The sequence below is a fragment of the Flavobacterium sp. genome, from assembly GCF_035299005.1.
Classification (GTDB): domain Bacteria; phylum Bacteroidota; class Bacteroidia; order Flavobacteriales; family Flavobacteriaceae; genus Flavobacterium.
Map to the genome: position 1 here is coordinate 208187 of NZ_DATGXL010000014.1, position 22798 is coordinate 230984.

Genomic DNA, 22798 nt, shown 5'->3' on the forward strand with positions numbered 1-22798 from the left:
ATGAAAAAGTTTTTTATCCTATATATATTCTTTGTTACATTCACATCAGTTGCTCAAGATTGGTATCCAAATGATGGTTATGAATATCAAATCAGAATGCCAGAAATTAGAAATGTTGAAAATTTCTTTTATAACGAATGGGAATTAAATCCCGCCGAAATATCGTTTAAACTATTGGATATTGAAATGTTGAAGAAAACAAACTCACATGATAATATTCGTTATGAAATCACCAAAAACAAGCTTGGAATCACTACAGTTAGTATTTATGTAAACACTAGAATTTACTCCGAAGCAACATATAAAAACGGTGTTTTAGAAGGTAAAAAAATAATCTATCATATAAATGGATCTACTTTTCAAGAAATTGATTTTAAAAACGGAAAAGCTAATGGTGTATACAATATTTATGATGATGAATATCATTTAGTTATTGAAACACACTACAAAGAAAATCTTAAAAATGGAATTCGTAGATATACATATCCTAACCGAGATAAAAAAATATTAGAAGGAAACTATGTAAACGGAAATTTAGTAGGAAATCTAAAGTATTATGAAGATAATGATGTTTTTATTTTACCAAATGACATGAAAAAAGGCAAAGTACAACGCTTTGTAAATAATAAATTAATAGCTGAATACAACATGGTGAACAGCAGAGATATTCATGGTGAAGCAAAAATATACAACTATGATACTGGAAATCTAAGTGCAAAGATTCCATATTATCTAGGCAAAAAACACGGATTGGTAACATTTTATAACACCAAGGGAGAAATCACTTCAAAATATGAATATAGTTTTGGTAAAAAAATAGGAGAACACAAAACCTATTCTAATGACAAAAAATTAATCAAAGAAGAATATTATGATGATTTGGGTCAAAAAATAGGAACTTGGAAAAACTACAACGTAAATGGAGAACTTGAACGTGAACAAAACTACAAAAACGATAGTTTAAATGGTATATCTATTAACTATAAAAACGGAAAAATAACCAGTTCAACCGAATATAAAAACAACAAAAGAAACGGCTTAACTATATACAATAAAGACAACAATCAAAAATCGTCTGATGCAATATACGAAAATGATGAATTGGTAAAAGAAACGGCTTATTATGCCAATCAGTCCATATTTTATATTCAAGAAAGAGACAAAAATACTGGTGTTTACAACATAAAATATTATGATAAAACAGGAAAATTATTACACGAAAACAAGTATAACGACAAAAAACTTCCTGTCGGAATCAATAAGTTCTACACTTTAAAAGATGACGAAGCAAGTTCAAACAGTGAAACACATTATGATGTAAACGGTAAAAAAATCAAATACATTTATAAAATGTATGGCGGTGGCACTGTTGAAACCAACTACCGAAACGAATTAATGCACGGAGTAAAAATCATTTTTGACGAAAAAACCAATACAGAAACCAGAGAATACTATTACGAATCGAAAGGTAACTCAAAAAAAGTAACCCAAGAAGAGTTTGAAAGTCTGGTAAAGGCAGAAAAGAAATAGCTTTTTTGTACCCTTTCAACTTTGATATTTAAAACGTAAATTTGCACCTTATTTTTCGGCTAAAACCGATAACAGAAAACGGACATGAAATACCACCACGAAAAAATCGAAGCTAAATGGCAACAATATTGGGCAGAAAACCAAACTTTTGCTGCATCTAACCATTCAGAAAAACCAAAATACTATGTATTAGACATGTTTCCTTATCCTTCGGGAGCTGGGTTACACGTTGGGCATCCACTAGGTTACATTGCTTCCGATATTGTCGCAAGATATAAAAGACATCAAGGTTTTAATGTATTGCATCCGCAAGGATACGATTCATTTGGTTTGCCTGCTGAACAATACGCGATTCAAACAGGGCAACATCCAGAAAAAACGACACGTGAAAATATTGCTCGTTACCGTGAACAATTAGATAAAATCGGATTTTCTTTTGATTGGAGTCGTGAAGTACGTACTTCAAGTCCAGAATATTACAAACATACACAATGGATTTTTATTCAATTATTCGAATCTTGGTACAATAAAAATTCGGATAAAGCAGAAAGCATTTGCACTTTAATTCAAGAATTTGAAAAAAACGGAAATGCCAATGTAAATGCAGTTTGTGATGATAACATCGCACCATTTTCATCAGAAGATTGGAAAGCATTTTCATCGTCAGCACAACAAAAAATACTTTTACAATATAGATTAACCTATTTAGCAGAAACTGAAGTAAACTGGTGTCCGGCTTTAGGAACAGTTTTAGCAAATGACGAAATTGTAAACGGCGTTTCAGAACGTGGAGGACATCCAGTAGTTCGTAAAAAGATGACGCAATGGAGTATGCGAATTTCTGCTTATGCAGAACGTTTATTACAAGGTTTAGAAACTATCGACTGGAGTGAATCTATCAAAGAATCCCAAAGAAATTGGATTGGAAAATCAGTTGGCGCGATGGTTTCATTTAAAGTCAAAAGTCAAAAGTCGGAAAGTCAAACGCAAACTGAACCTTTAGACCTTCGACCTTCGACCTTCGACTATATTGATGTCTTCACAACACGACCTGATACGATTTTCGGAGTAACATTTATGACGTTAGCGCCAGAGCACGAATTAGTTGCTCAAATCACTACTCCAGAACAAAAAGCTGCAGTTGAAGCTTATGTTGAAGCTACAGCAAAACGTTCAGAAAGAGAAAGAATGGCAGATGTTAAAACGATTTCAGGAGTTTTCACAGGTGCTTATGCTGAACACCCATTTACCAAAGAACCGATTCCAGTTTGGATTGGAGATTACGTTTTGGCTGGTTACGGAACAGGAGCAGTTATGGCGGTTCCATGTGGTGATGAGCGTGATTATGCTTTCGCGAATTTCTTCAAAGGAACTAACGGAATGCCAGAAATTAAGAACATTTTCAATCAAGATATTTCAGAAGCAGCTTTTGGAGAAAAAAGCGGTTTCGAATTAGTAAATTCTGATTTCTTAAACGGATTAGATTACAAATCTGGGACAAAGAAAATCATCGAAGAATTAGAAAAAATAGGCGCAGGAAATGCCAAAGTAAATTACCGTTTACGTGATGCTGTTTTCTCTCGCCAACGCTATTGGGGAGAACCTTTTCCAGTATATTATGTGAATGGTTTACCACAAATGATTGACAAAAAACACTTGCCAATTGTTTTACCAGAAGTTGAAAAATATTTACCAACCGAAGACGGTCAACCACCATTAGGAAACGCAACCGTTTGGGCTTGGGACGTTGAAAAGTCCGGAGTTGTGAGTTGTGAGTTGATAGATAACGTGAAAGTTTTTCCATTAGAATTGAATACGATGCCAGGTTGGGCAGGTTCTTCATGGTATTGGATGCGTTATATGGATGCACACAACGAAGAAGAATTTGCGAATGAAGAAGCATTAAAATATTGGGAAAACGTAGATTTATACATTGGCGGAAGCGAGCACGCAACCGGACATTTATTATACTCTCGTTTTTGGAACAAATTCTTAAAAGATAGAGGTTTCGCTCCAACAGAAGAACCATTCAAGAAATTGATTAATCAAGGAATGATTTTGGGAATGAGTGCTTTTGTGTATAGACTTCCATCAGTTAGTATTGATGATACAAAAAAAACAAGAACAGTTTTCTTATCCAAGAAATATTCTGAAGTTCTTATGAAATTTAGAAGCATTGTTAATTTGAAAAATGAAGGTAAAAATGTTGAAGTTGATAATGAGTTAGGTACGCAATTTTTATTACTCAAGGAAGAGTTAACTAAGAGAAATATTACTTTTGATTTAGTTACAACTCCAATTCACGTTGATTTATCATGTATTAATGATGTTACTAACGAATTAGACATTGAAAAATTCAAATCACATCCATTATATACTGATTATAAAGATGCTGAATTCATTTTAGAAGATGAAAAATATATAGTAGGTCGCGAAGTAGAAAAAATGTCGAAATCGAAATACAATGTTGTCAATCCAGATGATATTTGTAATGAATATGGTGCGGATACATTGCGTTTGTATGAAATGTTCTTAGGCCCATTAGAACAAGCAAAACCATGGAATACAGCTGGTATAACAGGAGTCTCTGGATTCTTGAAGAAATTATGGAGATTGTATTTTGATGACAACGGTTCGGTAATTAAAGATGAAGAACCTACGGCAGAAATGTACAAATCGTTACACAAAACCATCAAAAAAGTAACAGAAGATATCGAGAATTTCTCTTTCAATACGTCAGTTTCACAATTTATGATTTGTGTAAACGAATTGCAACAATTAAAATGTAATCACAGAGCTATTTTAGAACCTTTAGCCATTTTAGTTTCTCCTTATGCGCCACATATCGCAGAAGAATTATGGAGTGGTTTAGGTCACGATGGTTCTATTGCAACCGTATCTTTTCCAAAATTTGAAGAAAAATATTTAGTAGAATCTGAAAAAGAATATCCTGTTTCGTTCAATGGAAAAATGCGTTTTACTATTAAGTTACCTTTAGATTTAACCAAAGAGCAAATTCAAGAAATTGTTCTAGCAGACGAAAGAACAATTGCACAATTAGCAGGAAATACACCAAAGAATATTATTATCGTTCCGGGTAAAATTATCAATTTGGTGGGATAACAACAAAATTCTAAAAATTAAAACTTCAAATCCCAAACTTAAAAATTTGGGATTTTTTGTAACATTTTTCACTTTTTACGTATAATAAATGTCAAGTTGTCATTTACCAAAATTGGCGCACAATTTGATATTTAAATTATAACTTTAAATTTTAAAATCCATAAACTATGTTAGGATATTATATAATGATTGGAGCTATTGCTCTAGTGAGTTGGTTAGTAAGTAATCGTTTAAAAAGCAAATTTGCACACTATTCAAAAGTTATCTTACGCAACGGGATGAGTGGTGCCGAAATTGCAGAAAAAATGCTTGCTGATCACGGAATTAGAGGTGTTCAAGTTATTTCTACACCCGGGCAATTAACAGACCATTACAATCCAGTAAATAAAACGGTTAACTTATCAGAGGCGGTTTATAATCAAAGAAATGCTGCCGCAGCTGCAGTTGCCGCTCACGAATGTGGTCACGCAGTACAACATGCGCAAGCCTATCAGTGGCTAACCATGCGTTCTAAAATGGTACCAATGGTAAACGTTTCATCAAGCATGTCACAATGGTTAATTATGGGAGGTTTGATTTTAGGTTTTGCTTCTAAATCTGGAATTGGTTTTTATGTTGCTTTTGCAGGATTAGTTTTAATGGCAATTGCTACTGCTTTTAGTTTTATTACTTTACCTGTAGAATATGACGCCAGTAACAGAGCTTTGGCTTGGTTAAAAAACAAAAACATGTTAAGTCAAGAAGAATATGCAGGTGCTGAAGATTCTTTAAAATGGGCGGCTAGAACCTATGTTGTTGCTGCTTTAGGAGCATTAGCCTCTTTATTATATTGGGCAGTTAGAATTTTAGGATCAAGAGATTAAAAATAAAATCTATACAAATAAAAAAATCCGCAATAAAGCGGATTTTTTGTTTTAGTAAACTTCTTCTAGTGCTTTTTCAATTACACCATATATTTTTTCAAGATGAAAATTATCAATAATATAGGGTGGTAAAATATAAATGATGTTACCTACTGGACGTAAAATAATACCATTTTCTATAAAAAAAGCATATAATTTATTTCGTAAATCACCATAATAAGCTTGCTCATTTTCTACCTTAATTTCCAATGCAAAAATAACCCCTAAAACTCTAGTCGTCTTCACTCTTGGATGGGTTTTGATTCGTTGTTCAAATATTCTATGTTGCAGATTTACTTGCTGAATATTATCTTTCATTTCTTGCTTTAATAATAATGAAATACTTGCCAAAGCAGCTGCACAACCAGTTGGATTTGCTGTAAAAGTATGTCCATGAAATAATGCTTTATTTGTGTCATCGGCATAAAAACCATCAAAAACTTCTTGCGAAAAACTAGTGACCGCCATAGGAATTGTTCCGCCTGTTAATGCTTTTGATAAACACATCATATCTGGTTTTTCGATAAGATAATCACATGCAAAAATTTTACCCGTTTTACCAAAACCTGTCATTACTTCATCCGCAATTGTAAAAACATTATTTGCTTTGGAAATGCGAATTAATTCATCTAAAGTTTCTGGCGCATACATAACCATTCCTGCGGCACCTTGCACTAAAGGCTCAAAAATAAAAGCGGCATATTCATTAGTTTCAACCAATTCTTTGAAAGTTTCAATAACCTCTTTTTCGTTTTCAAGCGTTGGAACTGGAATACGAACTACTTCTAGTAAAGAACCTATGAAAGCCTCTGTAAAAAAAGAAATTCCACTCGCTGCCATCGCTCCAAAAGTATCTCCATGAAAAGCATTTTCAAAAGCAATAATTTTAGTTCGTTTGTCTCCTTTGTTGTAAAAATATTGCATAGCCACTTTGAGCGCAACTTCTACTGCGGTTGAACCATTATCAGAATAGAAAAACTTTTTTTGGTTTTGTGGTAAAATTTGGGCTAACTTTTCAGAAAGCAAAATAGCAGGTTCATGAGTAAATCCACCAAAAAGAACATGCTCTAATGTGGTTAACTGTTTATAAATCGCATTTGCAATAAATGAATTACCATGACCAAAAGGATTTACCCACCAACTGGAAATAGCATCAATATATTCTTTTCCTGTTTCGTCCCAAAGTAATACACCTTCCCCTTTCACTATTACAGGATGAGGGAATGCTGTTTTGTGCTGGGTATAAGGATGCCAATTATATAAAATATCTTTTTCAGAAAGGTTCATTGTAAAAAAATAGGAAAAATAGGAAAGAGAAAGACTCTAGCTATTCTTATAATTAATTAGCAAAGATAAACAATATGGCTTTTTTTCCTTTTATAAATACTTATAATGCTATAAGATTATCATAAAATTTATCAGCATAATATCGAATTACATTTTGGTCAAAATAAGGTTCATTGTCAATTCGTCCAATACATGTAACACCTGTCTTGGAAAGAATAATTTCCTCCGTTGCTTCATTTTCATCCCCAGAAAAAATAATTCCGGCGATTTTAATTTTTCGGCTTTTTAATGCTTCGATTGTTAATAATGTGTGGTTAATGCTTCCTAAATAATGCCTTGAAACCACAATTACTTTATAATCCTTTTGAATTAAATCAATAATACAATCACTACTGTTTAAAGGAACAAAAACACCACCAGCTCCTTCTATCACTAAGTTGTTTTTTGTTTTGGGCTCTTTTATTGCTTTCAAATCAATCGTAACTTCATCTAATTTTGCTGCCAAATGTGGGCTTGCAGGTGTGTTTAATTTATAACTACTCTCGTGAATTACAGTTTTACGATTTGATATAAATTTTTGAATTTTATGACTGTCGGAATGATCTAAATCCCCTGCTTGAATTGGCTTCCAGTAATCCGCTTCTAATGCTTCCACAATAATGGAAGAAGTTATTGTTTTACCCACATCGGTGCCAATTCCTGTGATGAATAGTTTCATTTTTCTCTGTTTTTTGTTTCAAATTGATATCCGCAGGAGTTACATTGATATAAATAATTTACGAATAATGGTAATCCTCCAAACAAAAACACCGCAATAAAACCTAAAAAAGTCTTTTTGTCCTTTATTGTTGTAATTAAATTTACATCTGCAGTATTACAATTAGGGCATTGAATCAATTTATTATCATCATCTAAAGAAGATTTACTGATTTGATCTAAAATTGATTTTGCTTTGTGAAAATCTTGCTGCTTTACAAATAATTTAACACCACCAACAGCATTACTATACATTGGATTTGTATCAATCGTATTGTTATCTCTTAAGTAAACTTCTATTTCTTCAGCTTCCAGCCTACCTTTATAAATCATCGCTTCTGATGAATATTGATATGTTCCTATTAGTGTAAAAGTCTCTTTTTCCATTATTTTAAAATGCTTGATTTAATTGTGTTAAAACATTTAAAATTTCTTCTTTTGAATTATAAGAATGTAAACAAAAACGCAATCTTTCTTGTCCTTCAGGAACAGTTGGCGAAAGAATTGCCTTTACATCAAACCCTTTTTCTTGCAATTGAAAAGCAATGTTTTTTACTTTTTCATTCCCTGGAATAATCGCACATTGAATCGCAGATTTACTGTAAACAAATAAAGGTTTTAAACCAAGCTGCATTTTTTGTTGGTTAAAGTATTGAATATTTTCTTTTAAATCATTAATTATCTCTTTTTCAGTAGTAAGATACTTATAAGCCGTTAAAATAGTAGCTACAGAATGTGGAGAAAGTCCTGTAGTATAAATAAAACTTCGAGCAAAATTAAGCAAGTAATTTTTTAATTCTTGGCTCCCTAAAATGGCTGCACCATGACAACCCAATCCTTTCCCAAAAGTCATGATTCTAGCAAAAACAGCATTATGAAAACCTAAAGACTGAGAAACACCTTCGCCTTTTTCACCAAAAACACCCAAGGCATGTGCTTCATCAACTACTAAATAGGCTTTATATTTTTCACAAATTAAAACAAGTTGTTCAATATTTGGCACATCACCATCCATTGAAAAAACGGTTTCAGTTACCACATAAATTACATAATTTTCGGCTTGAAATTTTGAAAGCAATGCTTCTAAATCTTCTGTATCATTGTGTTGAAACTTATAAGCTTTTGCACGGCTCATTTGAATCCCATCTCGAATTGAAGCATGACACAATTCATCATATAGAATTATATCATTTCGTTGTGGAACAGCACTAAAAAAGCCAACATTAGCATCATATCCAGAATTAAAAATCAAAGCCGATTCTGTTTGATGAAAATTAGCAATAAAATCTTCAGTCTCTGTATATAAATTATGGTTTCCAGAAATCAATCTTGAACCTGTTGCACCATTTACTTTTATTTCTTTCTCTAAAAGTAATTGATGTGTTTGACTAAAAATAGCTTCATTTCTAGCAAATCCAAGATAATCATTAGATGAAAAATCTATCAAATTATTTTGAACAGGTAAAACTCGCAAAGCATTATTAGCAATACGACTATTTAATTTCTCATGTAATGATTTTGGAAATAATTTCATAGAGTACAAATGTAGAAAATCTAAATGAAATGCCTATTTTATATCGTCTTATGAAATTTATTTCTCTATTTTAAATTATTAACAAATACGAGGTAATTGTTCACCAATTAAAGGATTTACAACACGTTTTCCGCCAAAAGCACTTTCAATTATAATTTTAGAAGGATGATTAGACGATATTGAACCTATAATTGAAGCATTCTTGTTTGTTTTTTGCAATATGGCCAAAACTTCTTCTTTAATTTCTGACGCAACGATACAAGTGAAAAGCCCTTCGTTAGCCACATACAATGGGTCCAATCCAAGTAATTCACAAGCACTTTTTACTTGGGTTTCGACTTTTATATTTTCATCTAATAAATCGATTCCTAAATTACTTTCGGTTGTAATTTCGTGCAAAACAGACGCCAATCCGCCTCGAGTCGCGTCACGGAGAAAATGAATTTTATCGCCAAATTTTTCTATCAAATCAAAAACGATATAATTCAAATTGGTGGTGTCGCTTACAATATCACTCTCAAATTGCAAACCTTCACGTTCCGACATAATCGCCATTCCGTGAGAAGCAATTGGACCGTTGATAATGACAGCATCATTTTCTTTTATGTTCTTAATTTTGATATCAGCTTTGTCGTGTACCACACCAACTCCTGAAGTGTTGATGTAAATTTTATCTCCTTTGCCGCGTTCTACCACTTTAGTATCTCCAGTCACAATAAAAACGCCAGATTTATCGGCAGCAGTTTTAATCGACTGAATAATTTTTGTGAAATCATCCAAGCCAAAACCTTCTTCAATTATCAATCCCAACGACAAATATTTCGGAACGGCACCACACATTGATAAATCGTTTACTGTTCCATTTACTGCTAATTCACCAATATTTCCGCCTTTGAAAAAGATTGGGGAAATCACATAACTATCAGTAGAAAATGCCAAATTCCCTTGTAAATTAATAAAAGCGCCATCATGACGCACATCTAAAATGTCATTTCTTAAAGTTTTTAAAATAACTTCATTGAGCAATTTGGTCATGTGTTCACCACCGCTTCCGTGGTGTAAATTGATGGATTCTGAAGCTGAAGGATTCGTACTCATATTATACAATATCTTCGCCCATTTCTTTCAAAACGGCCATGGTTCGTTTGGCTTCTTCTTCATCAACAATTCCAATGGCAGCACCCACGTGTACCAATAAATAATCGCCGATTTTAGCGTCTGGAACCAAAGTCAAATTCACTTCTTTAGTAATACCTTCAAACGACACTTCTCCTATACGAAATGTTTCATCTAGTTCGGTCGTTATTCTTTCAAGTCTTCCTGGAACTGCTAAACACATAATTATTGATTTACAGATTGGGTTAAATAATTATACCAAGGTTCTAATCCTTCACCAGAAGTAGCCGAAACTTCAAAAAATTCTAAATGCGGATTTACTTTTCGAGCCGACTCTTTTAATTTTTCTATATCAAATCTCAAGTATGGTAATAAATCAATTTTATTAATGATACAAACTTGGGAACCATAAAACATATCTGGATATTTCAACGGTTTATCTTCGCCTTCGGTAACCGAAATAATCACCACTCGCTTGGATTCACCCAAGTCAAACATCGCTGGACAGACCAAATTTCCAACATTTTCAATCATCATAATCGAATTTTGTGTTGGTTTCAATTCTTTAACAGCTTTAGCAATCATTTCGCTATCCAAATGGCATCCCTTTCCAGTATTGATTTGAATTACAGGTACATTTAGTTTGTGAATTCGATCGGCGTCATTTGTAGTTTGTTGATCGCCTTCAATAACCGAAAACGAAACTTTGTCTTTCAAATCAGCAATAGTTCGCTCTAACAAAGAAGTTTTTCCCGAACCTGGTGAACTCACCAAATTGATGGAAAATATATTTAACGCTTCAAAAAAACCGCGATTTCTTTCGGCAGTTAATTGGTTTTTGTGCAAAATATCTTTCTCCAATTGCACCACGCTAATTTCGTGAGAATGATGTTGGTGGTTGTGATCGATATCATGGTTGTGATGATGATGTTCATGATCGTGATCATGATGATTGTGATGATGACAATGTCCATCGTGAGAATGTGCATGAACTTCTCCTATTTTTGTGAATCGTATTTCGTTTTCATTTGAACTGCATCCGCAAGTGGTACACATAGTTTTTATTTTATAATTAGCTTCTTAATTTTTAATTCTTTTCCAACTAAAATTTCTTTAAACGGACTATTACATTTTGGACAACTATCATAGAGTTTTTCTACTTCAAATTCGGTTTCACATTCGACACATTTTGCTTTTCCAGATGGTTCATCAATGAATAATTTTGCGTTTTCTAAAACACTATTAGTAATGCATTGAGGCCAAACAAAATGAAATGAATCCATTTCTACACCAGATAGTTTACCAATTTCTAGATAAATCTCAAGTACTTTTTTACCATTGATCTTCTGTGCTTCCTGTTCGGCAGTTTTAACAATTGAAGAAACAACTGAAAGTTCGTGCATATCGCTGATTTATAGTGTTTAACAAATATAAATATTAATTCATTTAAAGGGATACAATTTTGCTAAATAAGTCAATTTAAAACATGATAATTATCATGTTTTATTATAAATAAGAACTATAATTTTGATAGAATTGATTAATCATTGTTAATTTTTTAGTAAAAATGTTAATTAATTATATTAATGTCATTAAAACCAAACCATATGGGAAGTAAGAAAGAAACTAACGAAACCTATCTACAAAGTATTGAAAGACAAGGATATGACAGGAGAGACTTCTTAAAATTTGTTGCATATATTGGAGCCTATATGGGTGTTCAAAGTTCTGCAATTGGTCAAATTGCCAAAGCTTTAGAAAAAACACCAAGACTACCTGTTATATGGGAACATTTTCAAGAATGTACTTGTTGTAGTGAATCATTTATTCGTTCTGATCATCCTATTGTTGCGGATATTATTTTAGATAAAATATCATTAGATTACACTTTAACATTAATGGCTGCTTCTGGACATCAAGCCGAGGCTGCAAAACAAGCAACAATGAACAAATACAAAGGAGAATATATTCTTTGTGTTGAAGGGTCAGTCCCTTTAGGAGCTGACGGTCAATATTGTTGTATAGGAGGAAGAAGTGCAGTTGACATTTTAAAAGAATCAGCAGCTGGAGCTAAAGCAATTATTGCTTGGGGAAGTTGTGCTACTTCTGGGTGTGTTCAAGCTGCCAAACCAAATCCTACAGGAGCAGTTCCAATTCATAAAATAATTACAGACAAACCTATAATTAACGTTCCTGGTTGCCCTCCAATTGGAGAGGTTATGGCTGGAATTATAGTTCACGTAGTTGCTTTTGGTAAACTACCTGAATTAGATAGTGCAGGTCGTCCAAAAGCATTTTATTCTAAACGCGTTCACGACAGTTGCTACAGAAGACCTTATTTTGATGCTGGTTTATTTGCAGAAAACTTTGACGATGAAAATGCTAAAAAAGGATATTGTTTATATAAAGTTGGGTGCAAGGGCCCAAGTACATACAATTCTTGTGGTAACATGAAATGGAATGGTGGCGTAAGTTATCCTATCCAATCAGGTCATGGATGTATCGGCTGTAGTGCTAAAGATTTTTGGGACGCAGGAAGTTTTTACACGAGAGACACCTCCGTAGAAGTTGCTGGCGCAGAATCTGATGCAGACACCCTTGGAAAAGTTGCTTTAGGAGCTGTAGCTGTTGGACTTGGAGCACACGCTATAGTCTCAAATATTGCAAAAAAAGATGATTTGAAACGTAGAGCAGACCAAGGTATTATTAATGAAAAACAATTAGAAAATTAAACCTTAAAATAGAAATAAAATGGCAGAAAGAATAGTAGTTGATCCTATCACAAGAATCGAAGGACACTTGAGAGCAGAAGTTGAAATATCTGACGGAACTATAAAAGAAGCTTTCTTATCTTCTACTATGGTTAGGGGTTTAGAAAATATTGTAAAAGGCAGAAATCCTAAAGATGTTTGGGCGTTTGTTCAAAGAACTTGTGGTGTTTGTACAGCAACTCACGCAACAACATCAGTAAGAGCTGTTGAAGATGCTTTAGGAATTGTTGTTCCTCCAAACGCGGAAATGGTTAGAAACATAATGCTTGGTGCTCTATATCTACATGATCACGTTGTACATTTTTATCATTTACATGCCTTTGATTGGGTAGATGTGGTTAGTGGATTAAATGCAGATCCTGTAAAAACCTCACAATTAGCACAATCCATTTCAAATTGGCCAAAAAGTTCCCCAGGATATTTTTCTGATTTACAAAAAAGATTGAAAAAATTCGTAGAAAGTGGTCAATTAGGAATTTTTGCTAATGGGTATTGGGGTCATCCAGCCATGAAATTACCTCCAGAAGCAAATTTAATGGCAACCGCACATTATCTAGAAGCATTAGAATGGCAAAAAGAGATTGTAAAAGTCCATGCTATATTTGGAGGAAAAAATCCACATCCTAATTTCTTAGTTGGAGGTATGGCATGTGCTGTAAATTTAGATGACGCAAGCGGATTAAATACTGAACGCTTAGCGCATGTTAGACAATTACTGGAAGACGGAAAACGTTTTGTTGAGCAAGTATACATCCCTGATGTGATAGCTATTGCCGGTTTTTATAAAGATTGGGGTGCAATTGGAGGATTTCACAACTTTATGACTTTTGGTGATTTCCCAATGCAAGGATACAACAATACTAATAAGGATACTTTTAAATTTCCTTCAGGTGTAATTTTAAATAAAGATTTATCTAAAGTTCATGATTTAGACCTAAGAGATTTAAAAACAGTGGAAGAATATGTTAACAATTCTTGGTACGATTATGAAGGTGATGGAAATACTGGAAGACAACCTTGGAGTGGCGAAACTAAAATCAACTATACTGGTCCAAAACCTCCATATTCTCATTTAGATGTAAATCAAAAGTATAGTTTTATCAAAACACCAAGATGGAAAGGCCAAGCAATGGAAGTTGGACCTCTTGCAAGAATGCTAGTAGGTTATGCTTCTGGAAGACAAGAATACAAAGAAATTGTAGATGCAACGTTAACTAAATTAGATGTCCCTGCAGCAGCATTGTTTTCAACTTTAGGAAGAACAGCAGCAAGAGCATTAGAAACACAACTAGTTGCAAATTGGAATCTTGAATTTTTTGATAATTTAATTACTAATATCAAAAATGGTGATACTCGAATGGCTAATATGGAAAAATGGGAAACTTCCACTTGGCCAAAAGAAGCTAAAGGGGTTGGAATGGTAGAAGCACCTCGAGGAGCTTTAAGCCATTGGATTGTAATCAAAGATGGAAAAACCGAAAATTACCAACAAGTAGTTCCTTCAACTTGGAATGCTTCACCACGAGACCCTAAAGGGCAGCGTTCACCTTATGAGGCTACATTGTTGAACACTCCTGTAGCTAATCCTGAATTACCTTTGGAAATTATTAGAACTATTCACTCTTTTGATCCATGTATTGCTTGTGCCGTTCACTTATATGACGAAAAAGGAGAAATAATTAAAGAGGTTAACAATATTACAACTTGTACAATTTAATACTAAAACATAGTATTATGACAACACCAACAGACAATTATAAAAGAGCATATATATGGGAACTACCCATAAGAATATTTCATTGGGCAAATGCATTTAGTATATTAGGTTTAATAATTACTGGCTTTCTAATTGCTTATCCTCCTGGAATTATATCAACTAATGAAGCTACGAATCAATTCTGGTTTGGAGAAATCCGTAAAATACATTTTATGTTTGCATATATAATGGTAGCGGTTCTTATTATGAGGGTTTATTTTGCTTTTATGGGTAATAAATATGCTAGTTGGCGCGTATTCTTCCCTTTTAATAAAAAAGGGTTTTCCAAAATGTGGCATATTATCAAATATGACATCTTTCTACAAAGAGAAAAAGAATATGACTTTAAAAATATTAGTGTTGGACATAACAATATTGCTGCGGTATCCTATTTAATTATGTTCATTATGGCAATATTAATGATATTAACAGGATTTGGAATGTATGCTCCAACTGCAACATGGTTTTTCCCAAAAATGTTTGCTTGGGTTCCTGAATTTTTTGGAGGAGATTTAATCATCAGGACTATTCATCATATTACTATGTGGGGATTTATTTTATTCTCAGTAATTCATGTATATCTAGTTTTTTTCCACGATTGGTTAGAAAGCCGAGGCGAATCGTCTTCAATGATAAGTGGCTACAAATTTGTACGCTCAGAAAGACTTAACAGCGAATCAACAACAGAAGAAGAAACCACTAAAAAAAATAATTAACTTAAAAATTCCCTGGAAATCAGGGAATTTTTTTCGATTATTGAATTTAGCTATTAAATTTAAATGCTATGGAAGAGACAATAATAAAACATAAAATAGACGAATTTCATTCCGACGGAAATGATATTTTAGTTTTAGGAATTGGGAATTATTTGATGGGAGATGAAGGTGTAGGTGTGCATTTTATAAACCAAATTGATGCTAAAAAATTTCCTGATAAAATTTCTTTCATAGATGGTGGAACAGGTGGATTTACACTTATTCCGTATATCGAAAATCACAAACAAGTTATTATAGTTGACGCTACAATGGACGGAAAAGAAGAAGGAACAATTACCCTTTTAAAACCCAAATTTTCTAATGATTTTCCTATCGCTTTAAGTGGTCATAATTTCGGACTAAAAGATATGGTTGAAATTTTAACTATGTTTAATACAATGCCCGAAATTTATCTTTATACTATTACAATTTCTAAAATGGAGCCTATGTTCATGCAACTTTCTCCAAAAGTGAATGCTGCAATTGAAAAAGTAACCGAAGAAATTCTTAAATTAATAACCCAATTAAGAAACCAATAATTTCCTTTGAATACTTCTTTTCAAATAACAATTTCGGGCAGAGTGCAAGGCGTTGGGTTTCGACCTTTTGTCTACAATTTAGCTACAAAAATGTTTTTGAAAGGCTGTGTATCAAATGATGAATTTGGTGTAATTATTTTGGTTCAAGGAAAGCCTGAATTGGTTTCAGAATTCTCAAATATTATTAAAAATAATCCTCCAAAAAGTGCTCTAATTCATTCTATTAAAGTTTCTGAAATTGAAATAAAAGAGCAATTCGATTCATTTTTCATCAAACCAACCAAAGAAAATATTGTAATTGATTTACCATTAACGCCAGATTTTGCGATTTGTGAATCGTGTAAAACTGAAATTTTAGACACTAAAAATCCACGCTATTTATATCCATTTACAACTTGTACACAATGCGGTCCACGCTATTCGATTACTCAAGAATTTCCTTTTGAAAGAGAAAACACGAGTATCAATGTCTTCAAAATGTGTCCGAATTGTAAAGCAGAATACACCAATCCGAACGACATTCGTTTTCATTCACAAACCAATTCTTGCCCTAGTTGTGGTATCCAGATTTTGTTTACAGATAATTTAGGAATTGCATTTTCTGGTTCAAATAAACAAATCTTCGAAGTAATTTCTGAAAAACTGCATCAAGGCGCAATTGTAGCCGTAAAAAATACCGCAGGATATTTACTGATGTGTGATGCCACGAATTCGGAAGCAGTTCAAAAATTGCGCGATAGAAAAAAACGTCCCACTAAGCCATTTGCGGTTTTATTCCCAAATTTTTCTCAACTTTCAAGCTATTTGAATTGTACAGTAATCGAAGAAAATCATTTAAAATCAACTGAGGCGCCGATTGTTATTTTGAATGTAAAACAGCAAAACGATTTAGCATTGAAACAAATTTCACCTAATTTAGAAACGGTTGGTGCAATGTTGCCCAATTCGGGAACTTTATTCTTGCTATCTCATTTTTTCAATAAACCTTTGATTGCAACGAGCGGAAATTTTCATGGTTCGCCAATTTGTTCCGATGAAGCGGAAGCCATAAGTTTATTGAAACCAATTGCTGATTATTTTCTGCACAATTCCATGCAAATTCAACATCCTCAAGACGATTCAGTCATAAAATTTTCAAGTCAAAATCAACAAAAAATAGTGTTGCGTCGTTCGCGTGGGTTTGCTCCGAATTATTTATTTGAGAAACCTAAAAATAATACTCAAAAAATTATGTGTTTAGGTGGCGATTTGAAAAATACGGTAGCTATTATGCCTAACAATCAATGTTATGTTAGTGAATATATTGGCGATTTAGGAAATTATGATACGTTTAATCGATTTGAAAAAACCATAAAAAAATATCAAAATATTTTCAGTTTTTCACCTGAAGTTATTGTAGCTGATAAACATCCAAATTATGAAAATAATAAAAAGATTGCAGAATTTCCGAGTTCTAAAATCGTGAAAGTACAACATCATGAAGCTCATTTTGCTGCAATTTTAGGTGAAAAAAATCTTTGGAATTCCGATAAGAAAATAATGGGAATTGTATGGGATGGTATTGGATTTGGAACAGAAGATGAAATTTATGGTGGCGAATTTTTTCATTATCAAAACCAGAAAATCACTCGAATAGCTCATTTGAACTATTTTTCATGGATTTTAGGAAATAAGATGTCGAAAAACCCTATAATTTCAGCACTTTCTATTAGTGAAAATGATGTTGTTTTTCAAAAATATTTTGATGAAAACGAATGGAAAATCTACACCAAATTAATCGAAAATGCATCAATAAAAACATCTTCAATGGGGCGATTATTTGATGCGGTTGCTTTTGTGTTGGGATATGAAAATCTGATTTCTTTTGAAGGTGAAGCTGGAATGTATGTCGAAAAGTTAGCTCAAAAAGCCTTAGATAAAAATTATTTACCAAAAGATTATTTGAAAAACGAATTGGTTTCAGATTGTGTCTCAATAAAAAAATTGTTACAAAATATTATAAATGAAGTTCAAACTAAAATTGATATTGAAGAAATTGCTTTGGATTTTCATTTTACATTGATTAAATGTATTGAAAAGATGGCAACTTTTTCAAACGCAGAGGAGTTAGCTTTTAGTGGTGGCGTTTTTCAAAATTCTGTACTTATTGATTTGATAATAAATAATTTAAAATCAAAATACAAATTACACTTCCATGAAGTTCTATCGCCAAATGATGAAAACATATCGTTTGGTCAATTGAATTATTACTTAAATTTATAAAAAATAAAACTATGGATATTTTAGAATTATTAGGACATGTTGGTAAAACTGAAGAAAAAGATAAAATCTCCTATTCAACAGGAGTTGTTTTAGCAATGAGTCTAAAAGACATCGGATTTGAAGAGTTGAAATACGAAGATTTTGTAGAAGGAATGCAGTCGATTTTGGATAATGCAAGTGCGAAAATTTCTCCAAAGCGTTCTATCGAAATTTTCAATAATTATGTGGCACTTTTACAAGAAGAATTGAAAGTTAAAAATGCAAAAATTGGTACTGATTTTCTAATGAAAAATGCCGAAAAATCAAGTGTAAAAACATTAGAAAGTGGTTTACAATATGAAATTATGGAAAAAGGAACAGGAAGAATTCCAGCGATTTCTGATACAGTCAGTGTGATTTATGAAGGATACTTATTAAATAATAATGTTTTTGACTCTACAAAAGATTCTGGCCCGCAACAGATGAAAATTTCTCAAACTATCAAAGGTTGGCAAGAAGTATTGCAATTGATGCCAGTAGGTTCGCGTTGGCGAGTTACGATTCCACACGAATTGGCTTATGGTGAAATTGGTGCACCACCGATGATTCAGCCAAATTCTACACTAATTTTTATTATTGAACTATTAAATATCGTTTAGATGAAATACCTTTCCGAATATCGAAATCCCGAATTGGTAAAGCATTATATATCGGAGATAAACAAGATCGTTACAAAACCATGGAACATCATGGAGATTTGTGGTGGACAAACACATTCGTTGGTAAAAAACGGATTGTTGGATTTACTTCCGAAAGAAGTTACGATGATTCACGGTCCGGGTTGTCCAGTTTGTGTAACACCCATTTCGCTGATTGACAAAGCGATTGAATTAATGAAACAAGGCGTGATTATGTGTTCATTTGGAGATATGATTCGAGTACCAGGTTCATCGATAAGTTTGTTACAGGCTAAGGCAGAGGGTGGAGATTTGCGTATTTTGTATTCACCTTTAGAAGCCATAAATATAGCCGCTAAAAACCCTGATAGAGAAGTTGTTTTTTTTGCTGTTGGGTTTGAAACTACAGCTCCGAGTAATGCTTTAGCAGTGGTTCATGCGCAAAAATTAGGGTTAACTAATTTCACATTATTAGTGTCTCACGTTTTGGTTCCACCTGCTATGGAAGCGATTTTATCGGATGAATTTTGTACGATTGATGCCTTTTTAGGCGCGGGCCATGTTTGTACGATTGTGGGATTAGAAGAATATTATCCGATTGCCAAAAAATATAAAATTCCGATTGTAGTTTCTGGGTTTGAACCTGCCGACATGGTTCAAGCGATTTACCACGCGGTATTACAATTGGAAAACGAAAAATATGAAGTCGAAAATCAATACAAGCGTTTGGTAAAAGAGGAAGGAAATGTAAAAGCTAAAGAAATAGTAAATCAGGTTTTTGAAATCGGAACACAAGAATGGCGAGGTGTTGGTAAAATAGAAGACAGCGGATTAGTGATGCGTAAATGTTATGAAATATATGATGCCAATGTCAAATTTTCTATCAAAATAACCGATTATAAAACCGATAAAAATTGCATAGCTGGAGAAATTTTAAGAGGTAAGAAAAAACCTCATGAGTGCCCAGAATTTGGGAAAAAATGCAATCCTTCTAATCCTCTTGGAGCGCCTATGGTTTCATCTGAAGGAGCTTGTGCTGCTTATTTTAATTATCTATAAATGATTGGAGAAATATTAATTACAGTTTATGCTGGTTTAGAACATGCATTCGAAGTTGATCATTTACTAGCAGTAAATAATTTAGTCTCAAACCGAAATAAAATTAGAGAAGCAATTAAAGACGGTATATATTGGGGAATTGGCCATACACTAACAATTTTTTTTATTGGTATATTAATGATTGGTTTTAAATTAATTATCCATGAAAAAATATTTAGTTATTTAGAAGCTTGTGTTGGATTAATGCTCGTAATTTTAGGTATATATAGATTATTCAAATTATTCAAAAAAAACACGCATAGCCACACCTATTCACACAGCCATGAACACACTCATAAAGATGGAACTAAGCATAGTCATTTACACACACATACTTACACTCACTCACATCCAATAGATATTTTTTCACATGAACACCAAGAAAACGTTACAAATTTTAAAGCTGCATTTGGAGTAGGATTGGTACATGGTTTAGCAGGAAGTGGCGCTTTAGTAGTATTAATATTGTCTCAAATGAAGTCGGCATTTGATGGATTATTGTATATATTAATTTTTGGAATAGGATCTATTATAGGAATGCTGTTAGCTTCTGGATTGTTCAGTTTACCTTTCTCTAAAAAGATTCTAGGCTCTTACAAATTAAAATATTCCTTAATAATTATTTCCTCAATTCTCTGCATTATTTTTGGATTTAAAGTAATTATCGAAAATTATCTTCAATGGTAGAGATGTAATTTGTATAAAAAAAGTCCTGCAAAATTGCAGGACTTTTTTTATACATCTATTGTCTTTACTTAATCAGCTAAAACAATAATTTTGTTTTCATTCATTTCAATGGTACCCGAACTAATTGGCAACCAAAATGTTTGCTCATTTACTTTATTGAATTTAGAAACAAATTCTTTTTCAATTTTAATATTTTGAGCATTAATTTTCACATTCCCTTTTCCTAATAAAGAAACAATAGGTGCGTGATTATTTAGCATTTGAAACTCACCGTTAATACCAGGAACCGATACCGAAGTAACTTCTCCTTTAAATAATGTAGCTTCTGGCGATACTATTTCTAAAATCATTTTTATTAGTTTTCAGTCTCAGTTTTCAGTCTCAGTTAGTGCCAACTGCTACTGATAACTGATTACTAGTTATTATGCTTCTGCTAACATTTTTTGTCCAGCTTCAATAGCTTCTTCGATAGTACCTTTAAGGTTGAACGCTGCTTCTGGTAGATGATCTAACTCACCATCAATAATCATGTTAAATCCTTTGATAGTATCTTTGATATCAACCAAAACCCCAGGAATACCTGTAAATTGCTCCGCTACGTGGAATGGTTGAGATAAAAAACGTTGCACACGACGCGCTCTTGATACTGCTAATTTATCATCTTCAGATAACTCTTCCATACCTAAGATGGCGATGATATCTTGTAATTGTTTGTATTTTTGAAGTATCTCTTTTACTCTTTGAGCACATGCATAGTGTTCATTTCCTAAAATTTCTGGAGTTAAGATACGAGAAGTAGAATCTAATGGATCTACAGCTGGATAAATACCTAACTCTGCAATTTTACGAGACAATACTGTTGTTGCATCTAAGTGAGCAAACGTTGTTGCTGGTGCAGGGTCAGTTAAGTCATCCGCAGGTACGTAAACCGCTTGTACAGATGTAATTGATCCTTTTTTAGTTGAAGTAATACGCTCTTGCATTGCACCCATTTCTGTTGCTAATGTAGGTTGGTAACCTACTGCAGAAGGCATACGACCTAATAAAGCCGATACTTCAGAACCTGCTTGTGTAAAACGGAAGATGTTGTCCACGAAGAAAAGTACGTCTTTCCCTTGTCCGTCTCCAGCTCCATCACGGAAATATTCTGCAATTGTTAATCCAGAAAGTGCAACACGAGCACGAGCTCCTGGCGGCTCATTCATTTGTCCGAATACGAAAGTAGCTTTCGAATCTTTCATTAATTCTTTATCAACTTTAGCTAAATCCCATCCTCCATTTTCCATAGAGTGCATGAAATCGTCACCATATTTAATAATTCCAGATTCTAACATCTCTCTTAAAAGATCATTTCCTTCACGAGTTCTTTCACCTACTCCTGCGAATACTGATAAACCTCCGTGACCTTTTGCGATATTGTTAATCAACTCCTGAATTAATACTGTTTTACCTACTCCAGCACCACCAAATAATCCAATTTTTCCTCCTTTTGCATAAGGCTCAATAAGGTCGATTACTTTAATACCTGTAAATAAAACTTCAGTAGAAGTTGACAAGTCTTCAAATTTTGGAGCTTGTCTGTGGATTGGTAAACCACTTGCACCTGCTTTAGGTAAATCTCCTAAACCATCAATTGCATCACCAATTACATTAAATAAACGACCAAAAACTTCTCCTCCGATTGGCATTTGAATAGGTGCTCCAGTAGCAACTACTTCAACACCCCTTGCTAGACCATCTGTAGAGTCCATAGAAATGGTGCGTACAGTGTTTTCACCAATGTGAGATTGAACTTCAAGTACTAATAAAGTACCGTCTTTTTTAGTGATTTCTAATGAATCGTAAATTTTAGGTAATTCAGCATTTGCATCATTAAACACGACGTCAACAACTGGCCCGATAATTTGTGCAACTTTTCCTGTGATTCTAGACATTGCTTATGTATTTATTTAATAGCTAATTAATGTTGAAAAAAAGATATATTTTTTCGTGTGCAAAGATAGTTTTTTCTAAAACAATTTTGCAA

Annotated in this window: 21 protein-coding genes; 11 read left to right on the top strand and 10 right to left on the bottom strand. The window is 33.2% G+C overall.

The window, feature by feature from the left end; all coding sequences use genetic code 11:
* The 3 genes from VK164_RS09800 (at position 1) to VK164_RS09810 (ending at position 5516) form a co-directional block, all read left to right on the top strand.
* Positions 1-1530: a hypothetical protein gene (locus VK164_RS09800; protein ID WP_324209164.1), complete on the top strand. Its 1530-nt coding sequence runs from the start codon at positions 1-3 to the stop codon at positions 1528-1530.
* An 84-nt stretch (positions 1531-1614) separates the two neighbouring features.
* Positions 1615-4653, top strand: coding sequence for a leucine--tRNA ligase (locus tag VK164_RS09805; protein ID WP_324209165.1), 3039 nt, complete (start codon positions 1615-1617; stop codon positions 4651-4653).
* Between the two features lie 167 nt (positions 4654-4820).
* Positions 4821-5516, top strand: coding sequence for a zinc metallopeptidase (locus tag VK164_RS09810; RefSeq protein ID WP_324209166.1), 696 nt, complete (start codon positions 4821-4823; stop codon positions 5514-5516).
* Positions 5517-5567: 51 nt separating this feature from the next.
* Here VK164_RS09810 and bioA read toward each other — a convergent pair whose 3' ends face one another.
* The 8 genes from bioA to hypA form a co-directional block, all read right to left on the bottom strand.
* Entirely contained in the window at positions 5568-6842 is a 1275-nt protein-coding gene (gene bioA / locus VK164_RS09815; RefSeq protein WP_324209167.1) for an adenosylmethionine--8-amino-7-oxononanoate transaminase, read from the bottom strand.
* A gap of 100 nt (positions 6843-6942) precedes the next feature.
* The gene (gene bioD, locus VK164_RS09820) at positions 6943-7560 is read right to left on the bottom strand and encodes a dethiobiotin synthase (RefSeq protein WP_324209168.1); all 618 of its coding nucleotides are present in this window, start codon (positions 7558-7560) and stop codon (positions 6943-6945) included.
* Complete coding sequence (locus tag VK164_RS09825) at positions 7557-7985, bottom strand: DUF2007 domain-containing protein (RefSeq protein ID WP_324209169.1); 429 nt, start codon at positions 7983-7985, stop codon at positions 7557-7559. The genes bioD and VK164_RS09825 overlap by 4 nt, the downstream gene beginning before the upstream one ends.
* Positions 7986-7989: 4 nt before the next feature.
* A complete protein-coding gene (locus VK164_RS09830) occupies positions 7990-9132 on the bottom strand; it encodes a pyridoxal phosphate-dependent aminotransferase family protein (RefSeq protein WP_324209170.1) in 1143 nt (380 codons plus the stop codon).
* A 78-nt stretch (positions 9133-9210) separates the two neighbouring features.
* The gene (gene hypE / locus VK164_RS09835; protein WP_324209171.1) at positions 9211-10230 is read right to left on the bottom strand and encodes a hydrogenase expression/formation protein HypE; all 1020 of its coding nucleotides are present in this window, start codon (positions 10228-10230) and stop codon (positions 9211-9213) included.
* A 1-nt stretch (position 10231) separates the two neighbouring features.
* Entirely contained in the window at positions 10232-10471 is a 240-nt protein-coding gene (locus VK164_RS09840; protein ID WP_324209172.1) for a HypC/HybG/HupF family hydrogenase formation chaperone, read from the bottom strand.
* Between the two features lie 2 nt (positions 10472-10473).
* Positions 10474-11304: a hydrogenase nickel incorporation protein HypB gene (hypB, locus tag VK164_RS09845; RefSeq protein WP_324209173.1), complete on the bottom strand. Its 831-nt coding sequence runs from the start codon at positions 11302-11304 to the stop codon at positions 10474-10476.
* A 5-nt stretch (positions 11305-11309) separates the two neighbouring features.
* A complete protein-coding gene (gene hypA / locus VK164_RS09850; protein WP_324209174.1) occupies positions 11310-11651 on the bottom strand; it encodes a hydrogenase maturation nickel metallochaperone HypA in 342 nt (113 codons plus the stop codon).
* Positions 11652-11855: 204 nt separating this feature from the next.
* Here hypA and VK164_RS09855 point away from each other — a divergent pair, with 204 nt between their 5' ends.
* From VK164_RS09855 to VK164_RS09890, 8 genes are all read left to right on the top strand, one after another.
* Entirely contained in the window at positions 11856-12980 is a 1125-nt protein-coding gene (locus VK164_RS09855) for a hydrogenase small subunit (RefSeq protein ID WP_324209175.1), read from the top strand.
* Positions 12981-12999: 19 nt separating this feature from the next.
* A complete protein-coding gene (locus VK164_RS09860) occupies positions 13000-14736 on the top strand; it encodes a nickel-dependent hydrogenase large subunit (protein WP_324209176.1) in 1737 nt (578 codons plus the stop codon).
* 17 nt (positions 14737-14753) lie between these two features.
* The gene (cybH, locus tag VK164_RS09865; RefSeq protein WP_324209177.1) at positions 14754-15491 is read left to right on the top strand and encodes a Ni/Fe-hydrogenase, b-type cytochrome subunit; all 738 of its coding nucleotides are present in this window, start codon (positions 14754-14756) and stop codon (positions 15489-15491) included.
* Between the two features lie 68 nt (positions 15492-15559).
* Positions 15560-16069 (top strand): HyaD/HybD family hydrogenase maturation endopeptidase, encoded by a 510-nt coding sequence (locus tag VK164_RS09870; RefSeq protein WP_324209178.1) that lies wholly within the window; start codon positions 15560-15562, stop codon positions 16067-16069.
* Between the two features lie 6 nt (positions 16070-16075).
* Positions 16076-18331, top strand: a complete 2256-nt coding sequence (gene hypF, locus VK164_RS09875; RefSeq protein WP_324209179.1) for a carbamoyltransferase HypF — start codon at positions 16076-16078, stop codon at positions 18329-18331.
* 11 nt (positions 18332-18342) lie between these two features.
* Complete coding sequence (locus VK164_RS09880) at positions 18343-18969, top strand: FKBP-type peptidyl-prolyl cis-trans isomerase (protein WP_324209180.1); 627 nt, start codon at positions 18343-18345, stop codon at positions 18967-18969.
* The gene (gene hypD, locus VK164_RS09885; protein WP_324209181.1) at positions 18970-20046 is read left to right on the top strand and encodes a hydrogenase formation protein HypD; all 1077 of its coding nucleotides are present in this window, start codon (positions 18970-18972) and stop codon (positions 20044-20046) included.
* Entirely contained in the window at positions 20047-20772 is a 726-nt protein-coding gene (locus VK164_RS09890; RefSeq protein WP_324209182.1) for a sulfite exporter TauE/SafE family protein, read from the top strand.
* 68 nt (positions 20773-20840) lie between these two features.
* Here the strand turns inward: VK164_RS09890 and VK164_RS09895 are convergent, their stop codons facing one another.
* Together VK164_RS09895 and atpD are read right to left on the bottom strand one after the other, a co-directional pair.
* Positions 20841-21122: a F0F1 ATP synthase subunit epsilon gene (locus tag VK164_RS09895; protein ID WP_324209183.1), complete on the bottom strand. Its 282-nt coding sequence runs from the start codon at positions 21120-21122 to the stop codon at positions 20841-20843.
* 72 nt (positions 21123-21194) lie between these two features.
* A complete protein-coding gene (gene atpD / locus VK164_RS09900; protein ID WP_166235144.1) occupies positions 21195-22706 on the bottom strand; it encodes a F0F1 ATP synthase subunit beta in 1512 nt (503 codons plus the stop codon).
* Positions 22707-22798: the final 92 nt, after the last annotated feature.

Coding starts and splice junctions, on each gene's coding strand:
- VK164_RS09800 (WP_324209164.1), top strand. CDS start 1: ATGAAAAAGTTTTTTATCCTATATATATTCTTTGTTACATTCACATCA.
- VK164_RS09805 (WP_324209165.1), top strand. CDS start 1,615: ATGAAATACCACCACGAAAAAATCGAAGCTAAATGGCAACAATATTGG.
- VK164_RS09810 (WP_324209166.1), top strand. CDS start 4,821: ATGTTAGGATATTATATAATGATTGGAGCTATTGCTCTAGTGAGTTGG.
- bioA (WP_324209167.1), bottom strand. CDS start 6,842: ATGAACCTTTCTGAAAAAGATATTTTATATAATTGGCATCCTTATACC.
- bioD (WP_324209168.1), bottom strand. CDS start 7,560: ATGAAACTATTCATCACAGGAATTGGCACCGATGTGGGTAAAACAATA.
- VK164_RS09825 (WP_324209169.1), bottom strand. CDS start 7,985: ATGGAAAAAGAGACTTTTACACTAATAGGAACATATCAATATTCATCA.
- VK164_RS09830 (WP_324209170.1), bottom strand. CDS start 9,132: ATGAAATTATTTCCAAAATCATTACATGAGAAATTAAATAGTCGTATT.
- hypE (WP_324209171.1), bottom strand. CDS start 10,230: ATGAGTACGAATCCTTCAGCTTCAGAATCCATCAATTTACACCACGGA.
- VK164_RS09840 (WP_324209172.1), bottom strand. CDS start 10,471: ATGTGTTTAGCAGTTCCAGGAAGACTTGAAAGAATAACGACCGAACTA.
- hypB (WP_324209173.1), bottom strand. CDS start 11,304: ATGTGTACCACTTGCGGATGCAGTTCAAATGAAAACGAAATACGATTC.
- hypA (WP_324209174.1), bottom strand. CDS start 11,651: ATGCACGAACTTTCAGTTGTTTCTTCAATTGTTAAAACTGCCGAACAG.
- VK164_RS09855 (WP_324209175.1), top strand. CDS start 11,856: ATGGGAAGTAAGAAAGAAACTAACGAAACCTATCTACAAAGTATTGAA.
- VK164_RS09860 (WP_324209176.1), top strand. CDS start 13,000: ATGGCAGAAAGAATAGTAGTTGATCCTATCACAAGAATCGAAGGACAC.
- cybH (WP_324209177.1), top strand. CDS start 14,754: ATGACAACACCAACAGACAATTATAAAAGAGCATATATATGGGAACTA.
- VK164_RS09870 (WP_324209178.1), top strand. CDS start 15,560: ATGGAAGAGACAATAATAAAACATAAAATAGACGAATTTCATTCCGAC.
- VK164_RS09880 (WP_324209180.1), top strand. CDS start 18,343: ATGGATATTTTAGAATTATTAGGACATGTTGGTAAAACTGAAGAAAAA.
- hypD (WP_324209181.1), top strand. CDS start 18,970: ATGAAATACCTTTCCGAATATCGAAATCCCGAATTGGTAAAGCATTAT.
- VK164_RS09890 (WP_324209182.1), top strand. CDS start 20,047: ATGATTGGAGAAATATTAATTACAGTTTATGCTGGTTTAGAACATGCA.
- VK164_RS09895 (WP_324209183.1), bottom strand. CDS start 21,122: ATGATTTTAGAAATAGTATCGCCAGAAGCTACATTATTTAAAGGAGAA.
- atpD (WP_166235144.1), bottom strand. CDS start 22,706: ATGTCTAGAATCACAGGAAAAGTTGCACAAATTATCGGGCCAGTTGTT.